This window comes from Varibaculum sp., assembly GCF_008661855.1.
Lineage (GTDB): Bacteria > Actinomycetota > Actinomycetes > Actinomycetales > Actinomycetaceae > Varibaculum > Varibaculum timonense_A.
The window spans coordinates 22,748-44,570 of record NZ_RPZY01000053.1; the positions used below are offsets into that span (position 1 = coordinate 22,748).

General features: G+C 50.5%; 19 protein-coding genes and 1 tRNA gene. 12 read left to right on the forward strand and 8 right to left on the reverse strand.

Annotated features, from left to right (window positions below; translation table 11 throughout):
* Positions 1-163: 163 nt before the first annotated feature.
* Positions 164-478, forward strand: coding sequence for a DUF3039 domain-containing protein (locus QZT94_RS06210; RefSeq protein ID WP_072509531.1), 315 nt, complete (start codon positions 164-166; stop codon positions 476-478).
* 6 nt (positions 479-484) lie between these two features.
* Here QZT94_RS06210 and QZT94_RS06215 read toward each other — a convergent pair whose 3' ends face one another.
* A complete protein-coding gene (locus tag QZT94_RS06215) occupies positions 485-1,879 on the reverse strand; it encodes a nicotinate phosphoribosyltransferase (RefSeq protein ID WP_072509532.1) in 1,395 nt (464 codons plus the stop codon).
* A gap of 169 nt (positions 1,880-2,048) precedes the next feature.
* On the opposite strand from QZT94_RS06215, the gene QZT94_RS06220 reads away from it, so the two are divergent.
* From QZT94_RS06220 to QZT94_RS06235, 4 genes are read left to right on the forward strand one after another with little or no spacing between them, the layout of a single operon-like run.
* Positions 2,049-2,333 (forward strand): ATP-dependent Clp protease adaptor ClpS, encoded by a 285-nt coding sequence (locus tag QZT94_RS06220; RefSeq protein ID WP_296763046.1) that lies wholly within the window; start codon positions 2,049-2,051, stop codon positions 2,331-2,333.
* Positions 2,330-2,929 (forward strand): DUF2017 family protein, encoded by a 600-nt coding sequence (locus QZT94_RS06225; protein WP_296763048.1) that lies wholly within the window; start codon positions 2,330-2,332, stop codon positions 2,927-2,929. Before QZT94_RS06220 ends, QZT94_RS06225 begins: the two co-directional genes overlap by 4 nt.
* A gap of 9 nt (positions 2,930-2,938) precedes the next feature.
* On the forward strand, positions 2,939-3,751 hold the full coding sequence (gene murI, locus QZT94_RS06230) for a glutamate racemase (protein WP_296763050.1): 813 nt from the start codon (positions 2,939-2,941) through the stop codon (positions 3,749-3,751).
* Between the two features lie 35 nt (positions 3,752-3,786).
* Positions 3,787-4,539 carry an MBL fold metallo-hydrolase gene (locus QZT94_RS06235; protein ID WP_296773291.1) on the forward strand — a complete coding sequence of 251 codons (753 nt, stop codon included), beginning with the start codon at positions 3,787-3,789 and terminating at the stop codon, positions 4,537-4,539.
* Positions 4,540-4,583: 44 nt separating this feature from the next.
* On the opposite strand, the gene rdgB is transcribed toward QZT94_RS06235, so the two are convergent.
* Together rdgB and rph are read right to left on the reverse strand one after the other, a co-directional pair.
* Positions 4,584-5,243 carry an RdgB/HAM1 family non-canonical purine NTP pyrophosphatase gene (gene rdgB / locus QZT94_RS06240; protein ID WP_296763053.1) on the reverse strand — a complete coding sequence of 220 codons (660 nt, stop codon included), beginning with the start codon at positions 5,241-5,243 and terminating at the stop codon, positions 4,584-4,586.
* Positions 5,240-5,974 (reverse strand): ribonuclease PH, encoded by a 735-nt coding sequence (gene rph, locus QZT94_RS06245; RefSeq protein ID WP_270625941.1) that lies wholly within the window; start codon positions 5,972-5,974, stop codon positions 5,240-5,242. The genes rdgB and rph overlap by 4 nt, the downstream gene beginning before the upstream one ends.
* Positions 5,975-6,104: 130 nt before the next feature.
* Between rph and nudC the strand changes: the two genes are divergently transcribed.
* Together nudC and QZT94_RS06255 are read left to right on the forward strand one after the other, a co-directional pair.
* Positions 6,105-7,124 (forward strand): NAD(+) diphosphatase, encoded by a 1,020-nt coding sequence (gene nudC / locus QZT94_RS06250; RefSeq protein WP_270625940.1) that lies wholly within the window; start codon positions 6,105-6,107, stop codon positions 7,122-7,124.
* 9 nt (positions 7,125-7,133) lie between these two features.
* Positions 7,134-9,176, forward strand: a complete 2,043-nt coding sequence (locus tag QZT94_RS06255) for an ATP-dependent DNA helicase UvrD2 (protein ID WP_296763056.1) — start codon at positions 7,134-7,136, stop codon at positions 9,174-9,176.
* Here QZT94_RS06255 and QZT94_RS06260 read toward each other — a convergent pair.
* A complete protein-coding gene (locus QZT94_RS06260; protein ID WP_270625938.1) occupies positions 9,173-10,114 on the reverse strand; it encodes a hypothetical protein in 942 nt (313 codons plus the stop codon). The genes QZT94_RS06255 and QZT94_RS06260 overlap by 4 nt on opposite strands.
* A gap of 73 nt (positions 10,115-10,187) precedes the next feature.
* The gene (locus QZT94_RS06265; protein WP_296763058.1) at positions 10,188-11,816 is read right to left on the reverse strand and encodes a zinc-dependent metalloprotease; all 1,629 of its coding nucleotides are present in this window, start codon (positions 11,814-11,816) and stop codon (positions 10,188-10,190) included.
* A 126-nt stretch (positions 11,817-11,942) separates the two neighbouring features.
* Here QZT94_RS06265 and QZT94_RS06270 point away from each other — a divergent pair, with 126 nt between their 5' ends.
* A complete protein-coding gene (locus QZT94_RS06270) occupies positions 11,943-13,034 on the forward strand; it encodes a S16 family serine protease (RefSeq protein ID WP_270625936.1) in 1,092 nt (363 codons plus the stop codon).
* On the opposite strand, the gene QZT94_RS06275 is transcribed toward QZT94_RS06270, so the two are convergent.
* A complete protein-coding gene (locus QZT94_RS06275; protein ID WP_270625935.1) occupies positions 13,015-13,611 on the reverse strand; it encodes a PPA1309 family protein in 597 nt (198 codons plus the stop codon). The two genes, QZT94_RS06270 and QZT94_RS06275, sit on opposite strands and share 20 nt — an antisense overlap.
* A gap of 118 nt (positions 13,612-13,729) precedes the next feature.
* Here QZT94_RS06275 and QZT94_RS06280 point away from each other — a divergent pair, with 118 nt between their 5' ends.
* Complete coding sequence (locus QZT94_RS06280) at positions 13,730-16,840, forward strand: UPF0182 family protein (RefSeq protein WP_296763062.1); 3,111 nt, start codon at positions 13,730-13,732, stop codon at positions 16,838-16,840.
* A gap of 181 nt (positions 16,841-17,021) precedes the next feature.
* On the opposite strand, the gene ilvA is transcribed toward QZT94_RS06280, so the two are convergent.
* Positions 17,022-18,272: a threonine ammonia-lyase IlvA gene (gene ilvA, locus QZT94_RS06285; RefSeq protein ID WP_296773293.1), complete on the reverse strand. Its 1,251-nt coding sequence runs from the start codon at positions 18,270-18,272 to the stop codon at positions 17,022-17,024.
* Positions 18,273-18,373: 101 nt separating this feature from the next.
* Between ilvA and orn the strand changes: the two genes are divergently transcribed.
* On the forward strand, positions 18,374-19,000 hold the full coding sequence (gene orn, locus QZT94_RS06290; protein ID WP_072509545.1) for an oligoribonuclease: 627 nt from the start codon (positions 18,374-18,376) through the stop codon (positions 18,998-19,000).
* Positions 19,001-19,155: 155 nt separating this feature from the next.
* Here the strand turns inward: orn and QZT94_RS06295 are convergent.
* Positions 19,156-19,231, reverse strand: a tRNA-Arg gene (locus QZT94_RS06295).
* A gap of 155 nt (positions 19,232-19,386) precedes the next feature.
* Between QZT94_RS06295 and QZT94_RS06300 the strand changes: the two genes are divergently transcribed.
* A complete protein-coding gene (locus QZT94_RS06300; protein ID WP_072509546.1) occupies positions 19,387-20,016 on the forward strand; it encodes a single-stranded DNA-binding protein in 630 nt (209 codons plus the stop codon).
* Between the two features lie 94 nt (positions 20,017-20,110).
* Complete coding sequence (gene ettA / locus QZT94_RS06305; protein ID WP_072509824.1) at positions 20,111-21,793, forward strand: energy-dependent translational throttle protein EttA; 1,683 nt, start codon at positions 20,111-20,113, stop codon at positions 21,791-21,793.
* Positions 21,794-21,823: the final 30 nt, after the last annotated feature.

Here is a 21,823-nt window from a genome sequence, read left to right on the forward strand (position 1 = left end):
TCCTCTTCCTTGAAGTTTAGAGTCAGATCCGTTGCTCGGTTAAGCAAGTCTGCGGTTTTCTGGCTCACTTTCTATTAAAGAAGCTGGAAAATATGCTCAATTTGATGGACAAAAAGATTTTAGTGGAGTACCTCACTGTAATTGTTCGTCTAAAATATAAACCATGAATATACGTGATGGACTATCAGACCCAGATGAACAACACAGTCAAAGCGGAATCGGAGTCCTAGAACGTCCGGAGACCCGACGCCAAGAACCCGGTGATAAAGACCGTTACGCCCATTACGTTTCTGCACATCGCCTGGCTGCCTCGCGGATAACCGGGCAGCCGGTAGTTGCCCTCTGTGGGAAAGTATGGGTTCCCACCCGCGAGGTGAGTAATCACCCCATTTGTCCGCGTTGCGTAGAAATCAAGAAAGAAATGGATTCCAACGGGGGAGCGGACTGGCCGTTTAGAAATCCCGGTGATTCCCGCTAAAGCCCTTTAACTGCGTAAATCAGAGGAAACTGTGGGCAGCTCCACCTCGTCCTCGCGCTTTGTTAAATCAATAATTTCGGTAGGAATCGCTGCTTCCCCGGCAGATAACCTCCACCCCTGATAGGGCAGTTCGTTACGTGAGTGAATATGGCGTTCTTGAGCTTCCTGCAAAGCCTCTTTACCTACGAAACTAGCATTAGCCTGCCCATCGGTAACCAAATCCACTAATAAAGCTCGGGCGTTACGCCGCTCAAACTCTGCCTGAGCCTGCTCGGCGCTATCGGCTATCACCACCAGCTCCCCGGTCGCATAACCATCCTCTCCGCGGGCGCGACCAGCAAACTTACGTCCTCCTAAAGTAGATTTAGAGGACGAACGTTTAGCTACGTCATGAACCGATCCGTCCTCATTGACCCGCTGTACCAGTTTATAAACTAAAGCAGCTGTCGGAATTCCCGAACCGGTCACCATCTTGGTTCCCACCCCATAAGAATCGACCGGTGCAGCCCCTAAAGCGGCAATCGCATATTCATCCAGGTCGTTAGTGACCGTAATCTTGGTGCTTTTTGCGTCTAAAGAATCCAAGAGAGCACGAACTTTGAAAGCCTCCGCCACCAAATCCCCAGAATCCAAACGGACACATCCTAGTTCTCCACCGGCTTCGCGCGCCAGTTTTACTCCTCGTTTTACGGCGCGCTGCACATCGTAAGTGTCCACTAAAAGAGTGGTTCCCGGTCCTAGATTAGCTAGTTGCGCCCTAAAAGCGTCCTCTTCGCTATCGTGTATCAAAGTAAAGGAGTGTGCGGCCGTGCCAATGGTGGGAATCCCGTAACGTTTCCCTGCTTCCAGGCAAGATGTCCCTTTGAATCCTCCAATATAGGCGGCTCTGGCAGCCGAAACTGCGCTGCGTTCATGGGTGCGCCGCGCTCCCATATCTACGCAGGGACGTCCGTGAGCTGCGATAGTCATTCGCGAAGCAGCCGATGCTACCGCACAATCGTGATTTAAAATCGATAACAGCAGCGTCTCTAATAGGACGCATTCGGCAAAAGTGCCCTCTACTTGAAGCAGGGGAGAAGATTCAAAATAGCATTCTCCCTCGGCGTATCCACGAATTCGCCCTTTGAACCGATAGTCCTTTAGATAGTCAAGGCAATCATCGGAAACAATTTTCTCTCGTGACAGATAGTCGATTTCGTCTTTGGAAAACTCAAAACGTTCCAAAGCCTCGATGATGCGGGCGTTACCGGCCATCACCCCAAATCGACGTGCAGGTGGCAGGCGGCGACCAAAAAGCTCAAAAGTTACCTGCCGATTCCAGGTGCCAGATTGCAAAGTTGCATCCACCATGGTCAGTTCATACATATCGGTCAGTAGAGAGGTGGTTATCGAAGAACTCATACTTGCAGCATACTCGCAACTGGGGTGGCAGATATTTTTCTGCTCATCAGGTGGAGTTAAAGAATAAAACCTTATCCAACCAAGCATAAAAGGATGGCGGGATAAAAAAGTTTGTCAAAGCCCCCCATTAGCAGCGGATTCCTAATACCCTTAGGGTATGGTTAATGATTTGGCTTCCACTCCAGGCGCACCTACCTGTGCGGGTAAAACTACCCTTGGTAGCTGGCGGGTAGCCATCTGGCGCGATCCGGTTAATCAGCCTAGATATGTTGAAAGGGTGCTAGCTCACCAGTTTTCGATGTCCACTGAAAAAGCTAGGCGCACCCGGCTAGAGATTTTTAACCAGGGGAAAACCGAGATTGCCTACGGAACTCGGGAAAGAATGGAAGCCCTAGTACAAGCACTACATGGGTACGGATTGCGGGCTACCCTTGGCGGACCGGAAGAAGTATGAACGCTTTCCGCCCAGTGCCGGGAGGATGGGAATGCTCACTGGGGGAAGTTGAGCGTCACCTGTTCTTAAAAGCTATTTCTGAAGTCAGAACCTTGCTTGATCCTCCGGTTTTACCTTTTGAAATCACCACCATCCTCGAGAATCCCGAGGCAGAGACGGAGGCAGAGGCTAGCGATATTCATTTAGAGAATGCTTCTTTAGATCGCTTACTTCCTCCGGGAGCTAATGACCAAAGAACCGCACAGGCAATGCGGGATTTGACCGATTCGCAGCTGCGAACTCAAAAAGCTGAAAGGCTAGATTTGCTCTATGGTCTGCTCTCGAAACAGAGCGAAAACTCGTTGTTAATAAAAAGTGGGCAAGAGTGGGATTGGTTAAGCGGAGTAAACGATGTGCGTCTTGCCATATCGGGCAAGTTATATCCCGAGAAGCGCGGCGACACCCCCTTGGTAGCTAAACAAGTGTCTTCCCAGGTTAAAGCGCAATCAAGTAATGAAAAATTTGAGGAAGTTCTGGTCTCTTCCTTTTATGAATGGCTTTCTGGGTGGCAAGATTCACTGTTACAGGCGATAGATTGCTGGCCGCAGCCTAGTTAGGCTGTTTTTGTGACTAATGAATCGGCTATCGGTATTTTCGACTCTGGGGTAGGGGGTCTTACGGTCGCGCGCGCGGTGCTAGATGTGTTACCCCGAGAAGAAATCCGTTATGTGGGCGATACGGCGCACACCCCCTATGGGGAAAAGGATTTAAGGACCGTACGCCACTATTGTCTTTCAATCATGGATTCCCTGGTTAATTCGGGTGTGAAAATGCTGGTGATAGCCTGTAATACTGCCTCGTGTGCGGTGTTAGATCAAGCGCGTCAGCGCTATCAGGTTGAACAGGGGATTCCGGTAGTGGAAGTGGTGCAGCCGGCGGTTGAACAAGCGCTCACTCGTTCGCGCAACGGCAAAATCGGGGTAATTGGCACCAGAGCTACGATAGAATCCGGGGTTTACCAGCGTAAACTATCTGGAATGGGGGCGGAAGTTTTTACCCAGGCCTGTCCGCGTTTCGTAGAGTTCGCCGAGGAAGGTATTACCGCTTCTCAAGAGCTTTTTGATGTCACCGAGGAATATCTAACTCCACTGAAACAGGCAGGGGTTGATACTTTAGTTCTCGGTTGCACTCACTATCCGCTGCTAGAAGGACCGATTTCTTATTTTATGGGTGAAAACGTGTCCCTGATTTCCTCCTCGTCGGCGGTGGCCAGAAAGGTTTATAGCGAACTTTTGGAGGGAAAAATGCTGCATCCTTTCGGCACTCAAAAAGCCAATCACCAGTTTATTTGTACTGAAACTAAAGACAGCTTCGCCGCTCTCGCATCTCGGATTATGGGGGCGAACTTTAATGGAATAAAGCAGGAGAAAATCGACTAATAATGATTTTAACCATCATAGGAGTAACTGGATCTATGTCGGGGCCGGCCTCGCCTGCCTCGTGTTATCTACTGCAAGCGCAAGGTAAGGACGCATTAGGGGTTCCGCACACCTATTCGGTGGTCTTTGATTTAGGGCCGGGGTCTTTCGGGCAGCTTTGGAACTATACTGACCCGACCAAACTTGATGCCCTCGTGCTTTCGCACCTACACGCGGATCATTGTTCAGATATTGTTTCTATGCAGGTTCATCGGCGTTGGCACCCGCGCGGTGCGCTCGGGCCGATTCCGGTTTATGCCCCGAAAGGGGTAAAAGATCGCGTCAGGGGACTAGATGGTTTTAGCCCGCGCGATGACTTTAGTGGCGAGTTTCAGTTCCACCAGTTAAAACAGGGGAGAGTCTTTAACGTTGGTCCCTTGGAAATTACCCCTTTTGCCTCTTGGCATTCAGTACCGGCTTTCGCGTTCCGTGTGAAAGGACCGGGTAAAGACGGGGATGCGATTTTTACCTATTCCGGCGATTCCGACGAATGCGATACTTTGGTACAGGCTGCTGCCAACTCGGATTTATTCCTCTCTGAATGTGGTTTTACCAGTGAGGACGAGGTGCGAGGAATTCATATGTCGGGCGAACGTGCCGGTAGGGTAGCCCAGAATTCTGGTACTAAGAAACTGGTTTTAACCCATATTCAGCCCTGGACTGATCGCGATGTTGCCCGCCGAGAAGCTGAGACTACTTGGCGGGGCGAGTTAGAAATAGCCCGTCCGGGGATGCGCTTTGAGCTTTAATCTCTGCTGGACTCTTGGACTCTTGGACTCTAACTTGGGGTCTGTTAGGGTCTAGCCTGAGCTGGGGTGAGATTTCCTCCGAGTTCAAGGGCGGCCGCGATAGCTGGAGCGAGGGCGCGGAAGGCTTTTCCCCGGTGGCTTAAGGCGTTTTTTTGCCCGGCGCTTAGCTCAGAGTTAGTGCAATCTTGACCATCTGCCACAAAGATAGGGTCGTATCCGAACCCTCCCTCACCTTGCGGGGTGCGAATTAAACGTCCGCTCATTTTCCCTAAGCAGTGGCGTTCTAGACCACCAGGGCAGCATAAAACTGCTGCTGAAACAAAGCTAGCTGTTCGCTGCGCATCTGGAACATCTGCCATTTGGTCAAGGAGTAGCTGCAAGTTAGCTTGGTCATCTCCGTGGTGACCGCACCAACGCGCTGAAAAAATACCGGGAGCACCTCCCATAATATCTACACAAATCCCCGAGTCATCGGCCACTGCCGGCAAACCGGTAGCTGCGCTTGCGGCTCTCGCTTTAATCAGAGCGTTCTCGGTGAAGCTCACTCCGTCCTCGACCGGTTCCGCTATCCCGAGTCCAGCGGCTCCCACAACCATATCTGAGGAGAAGCCGGGGATTAGGGGGGAAAGAATATCTGCTAATTCCCTAACTTTATGGGGGTTATGGGTAGCTAGCACTAGACGGGCAGAGCTGGGAATATTCATGCCAGCACCTTTGCTTGTAGTTCGGAAATCTGCTCGATTCCTTGACCGGCTAGGTCAAGAAGCTGATTCAACTGTGAACGGTCAAAAGGTTCCCCTTCGGCCGTTCCTTGAATCTCTATCAGTTTTCCGCAGCCGGTAGCCACAATGTTCATATCAACATCTGCGCGCGAATCCTCTTCATAAGGTAAATCCAGCAGGGGATGTCCCTCTATGAAACCGACTGAAACCGCGCATAGTGAATCTGATAGCACCTTGCCCGGACGTATCCATCCCTTTTCTTGTCCCACCTTAATCGCATCTGCAAGCGCCACATAAGCACCGGTAATGGAGGTAGTGCGAGTGCCGCCGTCCGCGCTAAGCACGTCACAGTCCAGCACAATCGTGTTTTCTCCTAGGGCGCTCATATCGACCACAGCTCGTAGCGAACGTCCAATCAGCCGAGAGATTTCATGGGTGCGTCCCCCAATTTTTCCCCGTACCGATTCGCGTCCAGAACGCGTAGCGGTGGCGCGAGGAAGCATTGCGTACTCGGCAGTCACCCAACCGAGACCGCTATCTTGCCGCCACCGCGGTACTCCTTGGGTTAGGGATGCGTTACATAGAACTCGGGTATTTCCGCAGTCGATAAGCACCGAGCCTTCAGCTTGCTTTGCCCATCCTCGGGTAATTTTTAACGGTCGCATCTGGTTAAAAGCGCGCCCATCGGCGCGGGTAAACTTTTCACTACTCACCTTGCCGATTATACGTGGAGAGCTTTTTTCTAGCATTGCTTAGTCAAATAGCTCACCTTGTCTGCATTTTTGAATTACCGCAAACCGCTTGCTGATGCCTTAAAGCGGGAAAACAGTTAGGTTAGAAGATATGAATACTCCCGCTCTGTCACGTTCCTTTATTGATCTGGATACCGGATGTCGCCAATTCGTGCACGTTCCCAGTTTGTTACGGGAGGGAACCACCGAGGTTTTTGCAGTATCAGATAAACGTCGGGTGTTGATGGAAATACCTAAAGGAGTGAGTGCCGCTCAGGGAATACCGGCTAGTCGCTCCCATATAGATGCGCCTTTAGGATCGGGCTATTTGCATCGTCTTGGAAGTGAAGAACGCGAAATATTAGGGCAGATTCAGTCCTGGGATGAGCGTTTTAACCAGGGTAAAGCCTGGTATTTAGGGCGCAACGGCGCAACTTCTCGCGTGGTCTTGTTTATTACTGATGCGCAGCTGAGCCGAATCGCGGAATATACCACCAGCTCCTTAAAACTAATGCCGCTGCGTCAAGTGGGTGCATTTTTAGTTGCAGAGGACGCGGCAATCGCTGCGCACGCGGTTTGCCTATCGGTTTGGCATTCCTATACGAGCTTTTGTTCTCGCTGTGGCGCAAGTTTAACCGTCGAGGCTGGGGGCTGGGAAATGCACTGTCCTGACTGTGCTTTCATCAGTTATCCGCGCCAAGATCCCTCTATCATTGTCGCGATTCGAGATGATAGCGACCGCCTCCTCCTTGCCCATAACACCGCTTGGAGCAGTGATTTTTATTCAATAATTGCCGGATACGTAGAGGTAGGGGAATCCCCAGAAGCAGCGGTACGTCGCGAAAGTGCAGAAGAAGTAGGTCTAGAAGTTGATGATATTCGTTATCTCACCTCCCAGCCTTGGCCGTATCCTCACTCACTAATGCTGGGCTTTTCTGCTCGCGCCCGCACGCCCTATTTCATCTTGGATTACACCGAAATAGATCGCGCTATGTGGGTTTCTCGCGCCGAATTTAAACAGTTAGTTGCAGGAAAAGAAATTAGTCCTCCCGGTCCGGCAAGTATTGCCTCGAACCTGATTGAAGATTGGTTAGGTCAGACAATTGTTCGCCCTGATACCCGTTATCTTTAAGGAAAATACGTGCAACCGGCAGAAGAACTACTAAAACATCTAGACCCTGACCAGGCGAGTGCCGCTCGGGCTTTGCGCGGTCCAGTATGCATCAGAGCTGGGGCGGGTACCGGTAAAACCCGGGCAATCACCTACCGCATAGCCTATGGGGTAGAAAGCGGGGTCTATGACCCTTACTCGGTGCTCGCGGTTACTTTCACTACCCGGGCGGCTGCCCAAATGCGCAGTCGGTTGCGTTCTTTGGGGGTTGAGGGCGTGCAGGCTAGAACCTTTCATTCGGCCGCGCTTAGGCAGCTTAAATATTTTTGGCCCACCGCTGTTGGGGGACAGTTGCCGAAAATCATGGAATATAAATCTTCCCTGGTAAAGGCGGTAGCTTCCCGCTTAGGTTTACCCCATGATAGAGCCGCACTGCGCGACTATTCGGCGGCAATAGAGATGGCGGCAGTGTCTATGGTTCAGCCCAGCGAATATGAAAAATGGGTGAAACAGACAGGAGTGCAGCCACCGGCGGGAATATCGACCTATGATATGAGCGATATTTTGCGTTTATATGCGGAAGTTAAAAGGGAACGCTCAGTTATTGATTTTGAAGATGTACTGGCTTTGACCTGTGGCATGATTGAGGAAAGAGCCGATATTGCGGCTCAGATTCGCCGGCAATACCGGTTTTTTATAGTTGATGAATATCAAGATATTTCTCCGCTACAAAAGCATTTACTGGACTTATGGTTAGGGGAAAGAAACCGGGATTTATGCGTGGTCGGGGACGCGGCGCAAACCATTTATTCTTTCGCCGGTGCTAGTCCTGACTATCTAGTGAGATTTGCGAGCGAATATCCGGGAGCTAAAACCGTTACCCTTTCGCGTGATTATCGTTCCACTCCTCAAATAGTTTCCTTAGCTAATGGAGTGGTTTCGCGTGATAAAGAGACTAATAGCCAGGCAGTAAGGCTAACTTCCATGCGCGAATCAGGCAAAGCGGTGCGCTATGAGGTATATCCCGATGATGAAGCTGAGGCGTATGCTATTGCGAAACTGATTAAAGAGCGAATAAACGAGGGCGCTTATACCAGCCAGATTGCTATCTTGTTTCGTACTAATGCCCAGTCCAGCCTGTTTGAAGCCGCTTTAGCGAGAGAAAATATCAAGTATTGTGTGCGCGGAGCCGAAGGTTTCTTCACTCGGCCCGAAATTGCTTCTCTAATGCAGCAGGCAAGTATGATAGCCCGCCGCGGAGCCAAAGGAAACATCGGAGAAATCATAGCGGAACTAGCTCGTCCTCTGGGGTGGTCAAATAAAGCTCCCGATACCCAAGGGGCGGTATTAGAACGTTGGGAAGCTCTAAATAGCCTGGTAGCGCAAGCGCAGTTGCGAGAGGCGGCCGGTTTAACCCTCGCTTCGCTCCTGCAGGAATGGCAAGAACTGGCCAATGCGCAACTAGATCCGGCCGGAGGAGGGGTTACTTTAGCTTCTATTCACTCCGCTAAAGGCTTGGAATGGAACACGGTTTTCCTGGCTGGCGTTAGTGAGGGGTTAGTGCCAATCACCCAGGCAAAAACGGTCAAAGAGTTAGCAGAAGAGCGCCGCCTAGCCTATGTGGCGGTTACTAGGGCGCGAGATGAGCTTTTCATCAGTTACGCCAAGAAACGTAGCCTAGATCGGAAAGTTAGCCGAACTTGCTCCCGGTTCTTTTCGCCAGTTTGGCCAAAAGAAGAAGTGGTAAAAACCTCTCCTGCCCCGGTCAAACGCGCGAGGACTAAAAATTTTCTAAACCAGGCGAGTCACCAGGAGCGGGAATTGTTTGAGCGCCTTAGACAATGGAGGTTGCTGCTCGCCAGTTCGCTCGAAAAACCGGCATATACGGTACTTTCAGACACTACCCTTAGAGATATTGCTACCGTTAAACCTCAAACCCTCAAGCAACTGACATTGCTGAGAGGAATCGGTCCTGTAAAGTTAGATAAGTTTGGAGCCGCGATTCTAAAAGTTGTGCGCGGCGCAGATCCAGACCAGGTTGCCGCCTGTAACCTGGAGGATTTGAAAGACTAGGATTTTACGCACCCGCATTTGGGGTGGGGATACCATTTCCTCACTTGGGGAAGCGGATCGGCAGGATTGAAAACCCAAGAGGCTCCCACCAGCGAGATTGGTAGACCAGATAGGTAGTTCAGGATTTCTCGCGTGGCAAAGGCGCTCGCGTATTCAGCTAGGGAAGTATCTGCCATTACCGGTTCGGCGCTCGCAAGTTGGGATGCTAATAGTGGCCACTCCGGGTCTATTTCCCGCTTCGCTAAGTGCTGACAGTGCAAGCAACAGGTTCTGCCGGGGATAAAAAGCGGACCGACTTCTATCTCGGTTTCGCGTTTAATAATAGGCAAATGGGGGATTGAGCTGCGGATACAGGTTTTTGCCCAGGCGGGATTGGTTAGATAAGAACAGATTGCTATTTCTAAAGTGACTGGGCGGTTAGCAAGCTGCTTATTGACTCCCAGTATCAAAGGAGCAACATCTTGACGCATAGCCCCTAAATAGTTGTCTCTATAGACGCATAAATCGCGAGTTTTTACCGGAGAAGAATCGCGCAGGATTAAAGAATCAATTCCGCAAGATACCAACTTGCGAGCTAGGGTAATCCCCAATGGACCAAGACCGCTGATTCCCACCAGTGAGCGTTTACGCGCCTTAACTAATTCATCAGAGCCATATAGATGGAATGCGCAAGCACAGTCCCCATCGGGAACCTGATGTTTGGCAGTCAGACCTCCATCTGCCAGTAAGCGCAAGATTTCGTTTACTTCTTTCTTGTTTTCTGGGAAACGTCGCTCTAAATGAGAGTTATACCAAGCTTGTTTTTCAAACAGCCATTTTAGAATGGCGATATGGGCAGGAGTTAGCCCCTTAACCAGGAAACCGTTACGTTCCCCAGTTCCAAATTGTGCTTTTCCATCGGCACGTAAAAGCATCACCGATCCATTAATCAACCGCATGGCTTAAGCATTTCAAGATTGAAACTGCGAGGCTAGAGCAACTTTAAATCTGTGGATAACTATTATTTAAACTCTATTTACCGGGAGTGTCGGGTGGTAAATCGTTTCCACCCAAGCCGTAGTCTCCATTTGATTTACCCCAATCGTCCTCAACAGAACTTTGCGTATTATCAGTCGGCCCGTCCTTAGGAGAAAATCCCACTAACTGGTCTCCCTGCGAGTCCACTTGCGGGGTCAATCCTTGCGCCCAACCCAAAGTACCGGAAAGCAGAGAATCTAAATCCTGATCAACTTGGTCTTTTTCTGATTCTTTGTCGCTTTTATTCACAAAATTTTCCGGGTCAGTCAAATCTTCCAAAGTGGGAATCATATCCGGATGAGACCAAAGCTGATCTCGTTCTTTCATTCCCCGCTGGGTGAGTAAAAGCGCCCAAAGATTTGCTGCTTGACGTGAATACTTGGGGCGTAACTCCATCCCTATCAGAGGTTTCAATACGGTTTCGATAGGGGAAGTGGTGGCTCTACGCCGGCGCATAAGCTCTCTTAGCTGTATCACATGTTCCAGGTTCGGCATACAGGCTCTGGTAGAAACCTCATCCACCCATCCCTCAATCAACGCCAGTAGGGTCTGCAAATCCTCCATAGCTTGACGCTGCCGCTCCGTCTCTTCCGCCGCAAAAATATCGGCGGGCAGGGTAGAGCTAAAACCGGCGGGATTAATCCCTCCAATGGGCAAACCAATAGCGCCTTGGGTATCGCCCAGCTGCTCTTGCAGACGATCTTGCAAATCCCTAACCGACCTATCAATAGCCTCCGGGTCAATCCGTATCTCTTGTGCATACCGGGAAATCAGCTGGGATAGCTTATGACGCAACCAGGGGACAGAATGGAAAAGTCGGGCATGAGCCGCCTCCCTAACCGCAATATACTGTCCAATTTCTTCATCACTAATATCTAAGTCATTTGAAAACTGCTGTATATTAACCGGAACTAGCCCCATAATTCGTTCTTTAGCCAGGGGGATGCCGATATCGGTTGAGCCAAAAGCCTCTTGGGCAATCTGCCCCATAGCTTGACCAATCTGGACAGCAAACAATCCCGCAGCCAAGTTCTTTAGTAATGCATCCGGATCCATTGGGCCTAGAATCTGGCCAATCCCCGGGATTGCTGCCGAGGCTTTCATCTCTTCGCGGTCTATTCCTTGCCGGTCAAACTGCTGGGCAATAGCCTCAGTAAAAGCTCGCACCACGTTAGCAATCACCGGTTCACTCAGGCGCTGCCAGGCGGGTAGGGTAGCGTTAATCCATTCCCGAGGTGTCCACGCCACCCGGTCACTGCCGGTAGGAGTCAAAGTAGTAACCGCGTCAAGCCACAGGTCGGCAACTGCTAGCTGATTGCGAATCTTTTGCGCCTGGGCGGCACTGGTAGGTGCAGATTGCGGTAGCCGCGAGGAAGCAACCTCGGTAGCAGCTTGCCAATTAACCGCGTCCTCGGAAGGGGTAAAAAACTGTTTTAGCTGACTGGAAAAAAGGGAGCCGGAAGCCCCGAAAGGCAGCTGCATTGCGCCCCCACTGAGCTTTTCGGGGTCAAGTCCTTGCGCTTGCAACTGACGGTAGGCGTCCTCGGCTGCTTCTTCCCCCAGCATTTGTTTTAGCACTTTGAACCATTCAGGGCGTTGCTCGTCGCCGTTCTGCTCTTTCAAGTGCGCACCCCCCGTGAAAATAGACTACTGTCTTTAAGAGTAGCGGTATTGAGGGCGCACTACTAGGTAGCTGAGCCGGTTTCGCCTTAGGCGGAGCGCAAAATAGGACTTTATAAAGGAGAACAGATGAAACGGGATCGATCCGCAAAATCTCTCCGCCAAGGACGGATAGGTAAAGCCATGATGGTGCTGTCAGTTATCGGTTTCATGGTGGTAGGTTTTGCGCTCCGCGCTCCTTTTATAATCGAATCTCCCGGTCCGACCTTTAACGTTTTACGTTCCCAATCCAACCATGGGGAGATTATTAAAATTAAAGGGGCAAAAACTTATCCCACTAGCGGTGAGCTTCGGATGGTGACGGTATCAATGCGGGGAGGACCGGGAACTCATGTCACCTATGCAGAAGTTCTACTTGCCAAATTTAAACCCTCAAGTGCGGTTCTACCTGAATCTGAGGTCTATCCCGAAGGGGTAACCCAAAAAGAGATTGAACAGGTATCCAAAGCGCAGATGGAAGACTCTCAAATGAGTGCGAAAGTCGCAGCCCTGAGTGAACTTGGATATAAAGTGACAGCAAAATTCCGAGTAACCGGAGTGGCGCAAGACTCTGATTTTGCAGATAAACTCAAAGAAAACGACATCTTAGAAGAAGTTACTTTTAAGGGAAAAACCCAGGTCTTAAGTTTCGCTAACTCTCTTTTTGATGTTTTGGAGGAGGCACCTGCCGATAGCTCCCTAAGCTTTAAGGTGCAGCGCGCGGGCAAGACTCTATCGGTTAGCGGGAAAACCCGTAAACCTGCCGATGGGCGCCGGGGCTCGCAGTTGGGAGTATATCTTGATACCCAAGCAAAGCTACCGATAGATATTCAAATCGCCTTACAGGAAGTGGGAGGACCATCTGCGGGAACCATGTTCGCCCTCGGGATAATCGATTCTCTCACGCCCACATCTTTAACCGGAGGAAAAAATATCGCTGGAACTGGCGCTATTTCCTATGGTGGTGAGGTTTTGGCAATATCTGGGGTTCCCCAAAAAATGGCTGGTGCGAAAAACGATGGTGCTCGCTGGTTCCTGCTGCCTAAAGCAAATTGTTCGGAAGTGAAACCCATTAAGGGAATCCAGGCTGTGCCGGTACAAAATCTGCATCAGGCACGGGAGGTTAGTGAGCAAATCGCGTCCAATAAGGTTAGTAATTTGCCTAGCTGTCCCCAGAAGTAGCTAGCTCACGAAGCTCATCATCACTAACCAACATAGCTTTCAGAACCGCTAAAAGTTCGGGGACAATGCTTTCACCGTGCGCCACCATATCATCGCTATCTTCGCTGCGTGCCCTAGAAGCGCACCAGGTATTTCCGTCACGGGTAGCGGCGGCTACAATCCGCACGTCTTGACGAGAGGGGTGAGACAGTAAGAACTGCTCCCGTTCCTTCGGGTCTTCAGGCGCTTCGGTATCGGCTTGGGGAGAAACCAAAAAACGTTCCATCGCGACTGCCACTCCCGCCACGTCCTCGCCAAAGACTAGATGCCCTAAAGTTTGCATTAAATCTGCCGAGGGAAGATGGTCTTGTAAAACTGCCGTCAAATGTAGCGGATTCTCCGTCAGCGCGCCGCGCAGCTGTTCAGCTTGCTTAGAATCCATCTCTGCTTCTAATTGCGGAAAAATTGACTTGGTGTAAACCAGGGCGAATAAGCTAGGAGGTCTATCCCAGCCTAGACTGGCAATATCTTTTTCTAAAGAGGAAACCGCTAAGCGCAAAGATAGCTGCGCAGAAGACAAATCCGGTGAAGTAGCCATGAGGTAATGTTGCCATTTTTGTAAGGGGCGCGGCTACTTTAGTTAGCCAGCGTGAGTAAAACTCTTAAACATGAAAGAATACGGTAAGGCAGATATTGACTAGAACCCGGAGGGGCTCGTGAGTAACGATTTATTTGGAAATCTTGGTTTTGGTGGCGGGAAAGGCGGGGGTTTCCCTGGTTTTCCCGGGGGATTTGGGTCAGGTCGAGGCGGTGGCAATAGCCAATCTGGCTCCGGGGGCTCTTCAAATAGCAAGGGCGAACCCTTGCCGAAAATAAAGTTTAAAAAACCCGGACCGCTCACTATCGCTATTGGCGTAATAGTAGCGCTGGTGGGGGTGCTGCTAGTGGCTTCAACAGTCTGGACCGAGATTCTCTGGTATCGGCAAACCGGGTATTTGCGAGTATTACTGACCCAATGGGTAGCTGCCGGAGGAATGTTTATAGTTGCGTTCGTCCTGGCCTGGGTGATTTTGGCAGTCAATTTGCGTATTGCCTATCGTAACCGTCCAGAAATGGGAACTGTAGCTTCCTCAATGCGCTCCTACCGTTCAGAGATTACCCGGCATAACCGTTTAATCTTCTTCGGTATTCCCGCAGTAATCGCTGCGTTCTTGGCAGTGGGAATGTCTACCAATTGGCGACAGATATTAGTCGCTTTTACCGGGGGATCATTTGGTAAAAAGGATTCCCAATTCGGTTTTGATGTTTCGTTCTTCGTTTTCCGTCTGCCCTTAATCGACCTGATTGTTACTTTCTTATTGACCCTGCTAGGGATATCTTTGGTTGCCTGTTTAATCGCCTATTATCTGCTAGGTTCAATGAGGATTAGCCCTAAAGCCAAAGCCAGTAAACCAGCCCGGATTCATATGGGAATATTGCTGGCAATTTCTTCAGTGATGGTGGGGGTAACCTATTTCATTGACCGCTGGACTATGGTTTATGGGCAAAATTCACCTACCGATGGGGCTATGTACACCGATGTACACGCGATTATTCCGGCTCGCACGATTTTGGCGGTTATCGCTTTGATTGTGGCGGCATTGTTTGTGTTCGCCGCCTTTAGGGGGGGCTGGTATCTACCGGCAGCAGGGATTGCAGTGACCGTAGTATCGGCTTTGGTAATCGGGGTGGGATACCCGTTCATTATCCAGCAGTTCCGGGTACGTCCTAACGAGCGGGAATTAGAGAGTCAATATATTGACCGGAATATTAAAGCCACTTTGGATGCCTTCGGGATGAAAGATTTAGATCTGATTTCCTATGACCAGGTAACTAATGAAACCAGCGCCAATCAGCTGCGTAAGGACGCGGACTCTACCCAGCAGATTCGCCTACTTGACCCCGAGATTATTTCTCCAGCGGTACGGCAGATGAAACAGTCTCGTCCTTACTATTCTTTCCCGGATCAATTCGCGGTTGATCGCTATAATTTCCCGGATAAAAATGGAGGAACTGAAAAACGTGATACCGTGATTGCGGTACGTGACATTAACCTGTCAGGTTTAGCCAGTTCCCAACGTAACTGGGTCAATGACCACACGGTTTATACCCACGGTTTCGGGGTAGTTGCCGCCTACGGTAACCAGGTGACTTCCGAGGGGCTACCTTCATATTGGGAATCTTCCCTGTCCGATAAAGAATCTGGAGAAATCGGAGACTACGAGAAGCGTATCTACTTCTCTAAGGCTTCTCCGCAGTATTCGATTGTGGGCGCACCTAAAGGGGCAGAGCCTAAAGAACTGGACTATCAGGATGCAAAGAACAATAAACAGGTTTACACCACTTTTGATGGTGACGGCGGTCCGAAAGTTGGAAACTTCTTTAACAAAGTGCTCTATGCCCTAAAGTTCCGTTCCACCGATTTGTTCTTCTCTGACCAGATAAACAGCGAATCCCAGATTCTCTATGACCGCGATCCAGCTAAGCGGGTAGCGAAAGTGGCTCCCTATCTCACCTTGGATTCTCGTGCCTATCCCGCAATCGTCAATATGGATGACAAGCAGGGCGCGAAGAAACGCTTGGTGTGGATTGTTGATGCCTACACCACCACTGATTCTTATCCGTATTCACAGCACATAAACCTTAACGACGCGACTGCCGATACGGCTACGGCTAAGACCATGCAGTTCGCTACCCAAAATAATGTGAACTATATGCGCAACTCGGTTAAAGCCGTAGTTGACGCCTACGACGGTTCAGTGCAGCTGTACCAGTGGGATAAAGAAGATCCGATTCTGAAAGCCTGGCAGAAAATCTATCCTGGACAGGTAAAACCACTTTCGGAAATCAGTGGCGATTTAATGAGCCACCTGCGCTACCCGGAAGATTATTTCAAGGTGCAACGCTCCCTATTGGCTAACTACCACGTCACCAATCCTTCGGAGTTTTATACCGGTGGTGACCAGTGGAAACTTTCTGAAGATCCTACGGCTACGTCCCGAGAATTAGCCGGGTCAGGCAAGCTACAGCCACCCTATTATTTGACGATGAAAATGCCTACCGGTAAGAACACCGATCAGGGTAGTGCCGAATTTTCATTAACCTCAGTGTTTATTCCCGGTGGTGAAGGTCGGCGCGCAGCCATGGCTGGCTTCTTGGCCGTAGATTCGGAAACCGGTAATCAGAAAGGTAAAGTGCGCGAAGGCTACGGCAAGATGCGACTTTTGGCTTTGCCCTCTGATACCACGGTTCCCGGTTCGGGGCAGGTGCAAAATACTTTCAACTCTGACCCCGAGGTAAACCGGGAGCTGAATCTGCAAGACCAGCAAGGCTCTAGGGTTATCCGCGGAAACCTGCTGACTTTGCCAGTAGGGGGCGGTCTGCTTTATGTGCAACCGGTCTATGTTCAATCCACCGGTACTACCCAGTATCCGCAGCTCAGGAGCGTACTGGTTGGCTTTGGTGATAAGGTCGGATTCGCGCCTACTCTCAAAGACGCTCTAGATCAGGTATTTGGCGGAAACTCTGGGGCGGTTACTGCCTCCAATGACGGCAACAAGAACGCCCCGGCAGCTAAAGGGAAGGAAACGCCGGCGGCTACCAAAGCACCCAGTGCTCAAGAAAAGCTCAATACCGCTTTGCAAGATGCCAAGAAAGCGATGGCGGAAGCTAATACCGCTATGAAAGCTGGCGATTGGGCAAAATATGGGCAAGCACAAAAATCTCTTGACGAAGCTATTTCTCGGGCAGTAGCAGCTCAAGAAGAGGGTGCAAAAACCATGAAATAGTTGAATAGTTAAGGGCAAAGTTTTGGGGCTGCGCTAAAATCGCTTAGCGCAGCCCCAAAACTATAGGTAATGGCGCAATAGTATTGGATTAGTACCCAAATAATCAGCCCAAAGATTTAGCTAAATCCCAAAACCAGGGCAGAAATGGGCTAATAGAGTAGGGGAGTCAGCCCCAAGAAATCTAGACCAAAATCTTAAAGATTTGCGAAGACGGATCGATTTCTTGTACTTGCAGGGGAGAAGCAGCCATCCGTCTGCGCAGTCCTTTAATATCTGTTGAATCCGGTAGCTCAATCCCTACTAGCGCCGGACCGGTATCCCGATTATTCTTCTTGGTGTACTGGAAATAAATAATATCCTCACCGTCGCTGAGCACGTCATTTAGGAATGAGCGCAAAGCCCCCGGCTCCTGATTAAAAGTAACCAGGAAATAGTGGCGTAAACCTTCGTAACGTCCAGAACGCTCCGTTACTTCCGCGTAACGTGACAGGTCATTATTGCCGCCAGAAACCAGGCAAATGACCGAACCATTAGGGATTTGGGGTAAAAAGTTGCGTGCCGCTGCCGACGCGAGCGCCCCGGCTGGTTCCGCAATAACGCCCTCGGAATGATAAAGGTCAAGCATCTCGGTACAAACTGCGCCCTCGGGAACCACCACAATATCATCCACCAGTTCCCGCACAATCTGATAGGTCAAATCTCCAGCTCTGCCCACGGCGGTGCCATCTACGAAAGAATCTACCCGATCTAGGGAAACCGGATTCCCTGCCTGAAGGGCTGCTTTCATCGAGGCCGCGCCGGCAGATTCCACCCCCACAATCCGGATTCCAGGGCGGTGGGCTTTGAGCCAAGTCGCCATTCCGGCGATTAAACCGCCACCTCCCACCGGAATTAAAACCATATCGGTATCAGCTGGCAGCTGAGAATCTAAATCCACTGCAATACTGCCTTGACCGGCTATAGTGTAGGGGTCGTCATATGGGTGTACATATACTTTGCCCCCCTCTTTAGCGGCTGCCGCTGCCACCCGGTTAGCTTCATCAAAATCCCCGGCCACGATCACCTGCTCCACCCATTTGCCCCCAATAGTGGCGATCCGTTTACGTTTTTGCCTAGGGGTAGAGGCCGGCAAGAAAATAGTTCCCTTAATCCCTAATTTAGAACAGGCATAGGCAACTCCCTGGGCGTGGTTACCCGCCGAAGCGCACACCACCCCGGCTTTGCGTTCGTCCTCATCCATAGCTGCCATACGCACATAGGCGCCGCGCACTTTAAAAGAACGGCAAATCTGCAAATCTTCGCGCTTAAGATAAACCGGTCTGCCCACTTCGGAGCTTAGACGCTCACTTTTTTGTAGCGGAGTTTTGCTCGCTACCTTGGCTAATACCCCGGCAGCCACCTCGATATCTTTAGCGCTAACAGTATTCATCATTCCTCCCATAATCGATATTTCATAACCTATCGGGATTATGAACCAAGCTGCGCGGGCTTTCGCTATCTGGCACTGAGGCAAGTTTGGATTAGGGTAAAGGTATGAGTAATAACTTGAAAGAACCGCTCGTGTGGATTGACTGCGAAATGACCGGTCTGGATTTAGAGAAAGATTGCCTACTAGAAGTGGCAGTGATTATCACCGATGGACAGACCAATATCGTGGATGAGGGAATCGATTTGCTGATTAAACCTAGGGCGGAGGCCTTAGATCATATGGGGGATTTTGTGCGCGAGATGCACACTAAGTCCGGTTTGTTAGCGGAATTGGAAACTGCGGTGGCGCTCGATTTGGCGGAGGCCGAAAAACAGGTTTTGGACTACATTAAACGTTTCGTTCCCGGTAAAGGCCAGGCTCTGTTGGCAGGAAATTCGGTAGGTACTGATAAACAGTTCCTGGAAAAGGAAATGCCACAGGTAATCTCACACCTGCATTACCGGCTAGTGGATGTTTCTTCGGTAAAAGAACTGGCCAAACGTTGGTATCCGCGCGCCTTTTATAACGCACCGGAAAAGCATGGGGGGCACCGCGCCCTCGCCGACATTCGTGAATCTATCCAGGAACTTCGTTACTACCGCAAAGCACTTTGGTCGCCCGGAGAAGGCCCGTCCAGCGAAGAATGTCAAGAGGTCGCGAAAGAGGTTTTGGCGCAAGGCTTGGGGGCGTAGGGCTAACAATCCGGTTCTTAAGGACGCGCAGCTGTACGTAGTCTAAAGATTGGTGATCGAAACTAGCGAAAGCTGTCAGGGCGTAGTTACTAAAGCTGTCGGGGAGGGGGTATTGGGAATACTGGCAGGTAAAACCGGTTTACCTGGGTGACACTTGGCGCCCCCGACAGGAATCGAACCTGCAACCTCGGGATTAGAAGGCCCTTGCTCTATCCTTTGAGCTACGGGGGCTGACCGTTTCTTAGTCTATAGGGAAAATCGCCGCGAGCTAATTCCGTGTCCCCAAGGGGAGATAATCCCACTTTTTCCTGGTGAGAGAGTTTTGTTTTTAGAAAATCTCGGGGAAACTTTGCAACATGGTGAGGTAACCAACACTAGGAGGAAAAATGAGTAAATCAAATATCGAGGTTACCTTTACCGGCTGGGTGGCAACCGCCCCCACATTTCACCGTCCTGACCCCGCTAAACCCGAAAAAGCGCTAAGTACTTTCCGGGTGATGCATACCCCCTATTACCGCGATAATCACGGTAACTGGCAAAAGGGAGAATCCTTAACAGTTCGGATAAAAGTTTGGGGCTGGGGAGCGCACTATGTTTCCCGCTCTATAAAAATTGGGGACCCAATTATTGCTTCCGGACGCCTAATCCGCAGTAAATGGGAAGATAAAGACAGCGTAACCCACTATGGGCTAGAGCTGACCGCCTCATCTTTGGGGCACGATCTCACTTTAGGGGAATCTAATTTTGTGCGGATGGTGGGTGCGCTTCCCAAACGGGGAAACCTCGGTTCTGCCCCGTCTGATACCGCTTCCTCACTTGCAGACCCAGAGGGCGAATTCGAGCTATCACCCCAAGAGAGACTTGATCATGAAACTGGGGAAATTACCAACGAATCCCCTCTGCAAGAAGGAAACCCATCTGCTGAAACCTATGATTCGTCCTCGCAACAGGAGAGCAGTTTGGATCCGAACGGCGAATATATACTCGAAACCACTTTTAACGGTCAAGCGGCCTAAGACACCTGAACCAAATCTAAGGAGGTTCGCTTTGCGTTTTTAAGTCCACTATTCTGGGTATTACAAACATACCGTCTGGCAGAAAGTGGCAGCAGTGGCAGAGTTCATTTACCAAATGATTCACACCCGTAAATCCCTTGGTGACAAGGTGATTTTAGATGATGTGACAATGGCTTTCCTTCCGGGAGCCAAAATCGGCATGGTTGGTCCTAACGGAGCCGGCAAATCTTCAATCCTTAAGATTATGGCAGGTCTAGATGAGCCTTCCAATGGAGAGGCACGTCTAAGTCCTGGCTATACCGTGGGGATTTTGATGCAAGAGCCTGTGCTTGACGACAATCTCACGGTTAAAGAAAACGTGGAGCAAGGAGTAGGTCCGCTAAAAGCCAAACTCGATCGTTTTAACGAGATATCTGCGTTAATGGCCGATCCGGATGCCGATTTTGATGCCCTAATGGAAGAAATGGGGACTCTGCAAGCTGAGATTGACGCTGCCGACGGTTGGGATGTGGATTCTCAATTAGAACAGGCAATGGATGCCTTGCGCTGTCCACCCCCGGAGACACCGGTGTCGGTGCTTTCCGGTGGGGAGCGCCGCCGGGTCGCCCTCTGTCAGCTGCTATTAAAAGCTCCTGACCTGCTGCTCCTTGATGAACCTACTAACCATTTGGATGCCGAATCCATCCTGTGGCTAGAAAAGCATCTGCACTCTTATAAGGGAGCAGTTATCGCGATTACCCACGACCGTTATTTCCTAGATCACGTGGCAGAATGGATTGCGGAAGTTGATCGCGGGCGTTTATATCCTTACGAAGGTAACTATTCGACCTATTTGGAAAAGAAGCGCGAACGCCTGGAAATCCAGGGGCGTAAGGACGCAAAGCTTGCTAAACGTCTGAAAGAGGAACTGCAGTGGGTGCGGTCTTCAGCTAAGGGACGGCAAGCCAAATCCAAGGCACGTTTGCAGCGCTACGAAGAAATGCAGGCAGAGGCCAAGCGCACCAAGAAACTGGACTTTGAAGAGATTCAGATTCCGCCAGGGCCGCGCCTGGGAACCGTGGTTTTGCGCGCCGAGAACCTGTGTAAAGGTTTTGGGGATCGCCAGTTAATCAAAGACCTCTCGTTTAACTTACCCCCGAACGGAATCGTGGGGATTATCGGTCCGAACGGGGTGGGTAAAACCACTCTGTTTAAGACAATTGTGGGGCTAGAAGAACTCGATTCGGGAACTCTTGATATCGGGGAAACTGTGAAAGTCAGTTACGTCGATCAGAACCGCGCCGGAATTGACCCTGATAAGAGCCTTTGGGAAGTAGTATCCGATGGACTGGATTTTCTAGATGTGGGGGGAGTAACCATTCCGTCCCGCGCCTATGTGGCTTCCTTTGGATTTAAAGGTGCTGACCAGCAAAAACCGGCGGGAGTGCTCTCTGGTGGGGAACGCAACCGGTTAAACCTGGCGCTTACCCTAAAGCAGGGTGGAAACCTGTTGCTCTTGGACGAGCCGACCAATGATCTCGATGTGGAAACTTTAGCCAGCCTGGAAAATGCGCTGCTAGAGTTCCCGGGGTGTGCAGTGGTAATCACTCACGATCGCTGGTTCCTTGACCGGGTTGCCACCCATATTCTGGCCTGGGAGGGCACAGAAGATGACCCGGCAAACTGGTATTGGTTCGAGGGAAACTTTGAATCCTATGAAAAGAACAAGGTGGATCGCCTGGGGGCAGAGGCAGCTCGTCCTCATCGGGTAACTCACCGCCGATTACGCCGCGCCTAACCAACATAAAGCGGTATATTAAAGGCGTAT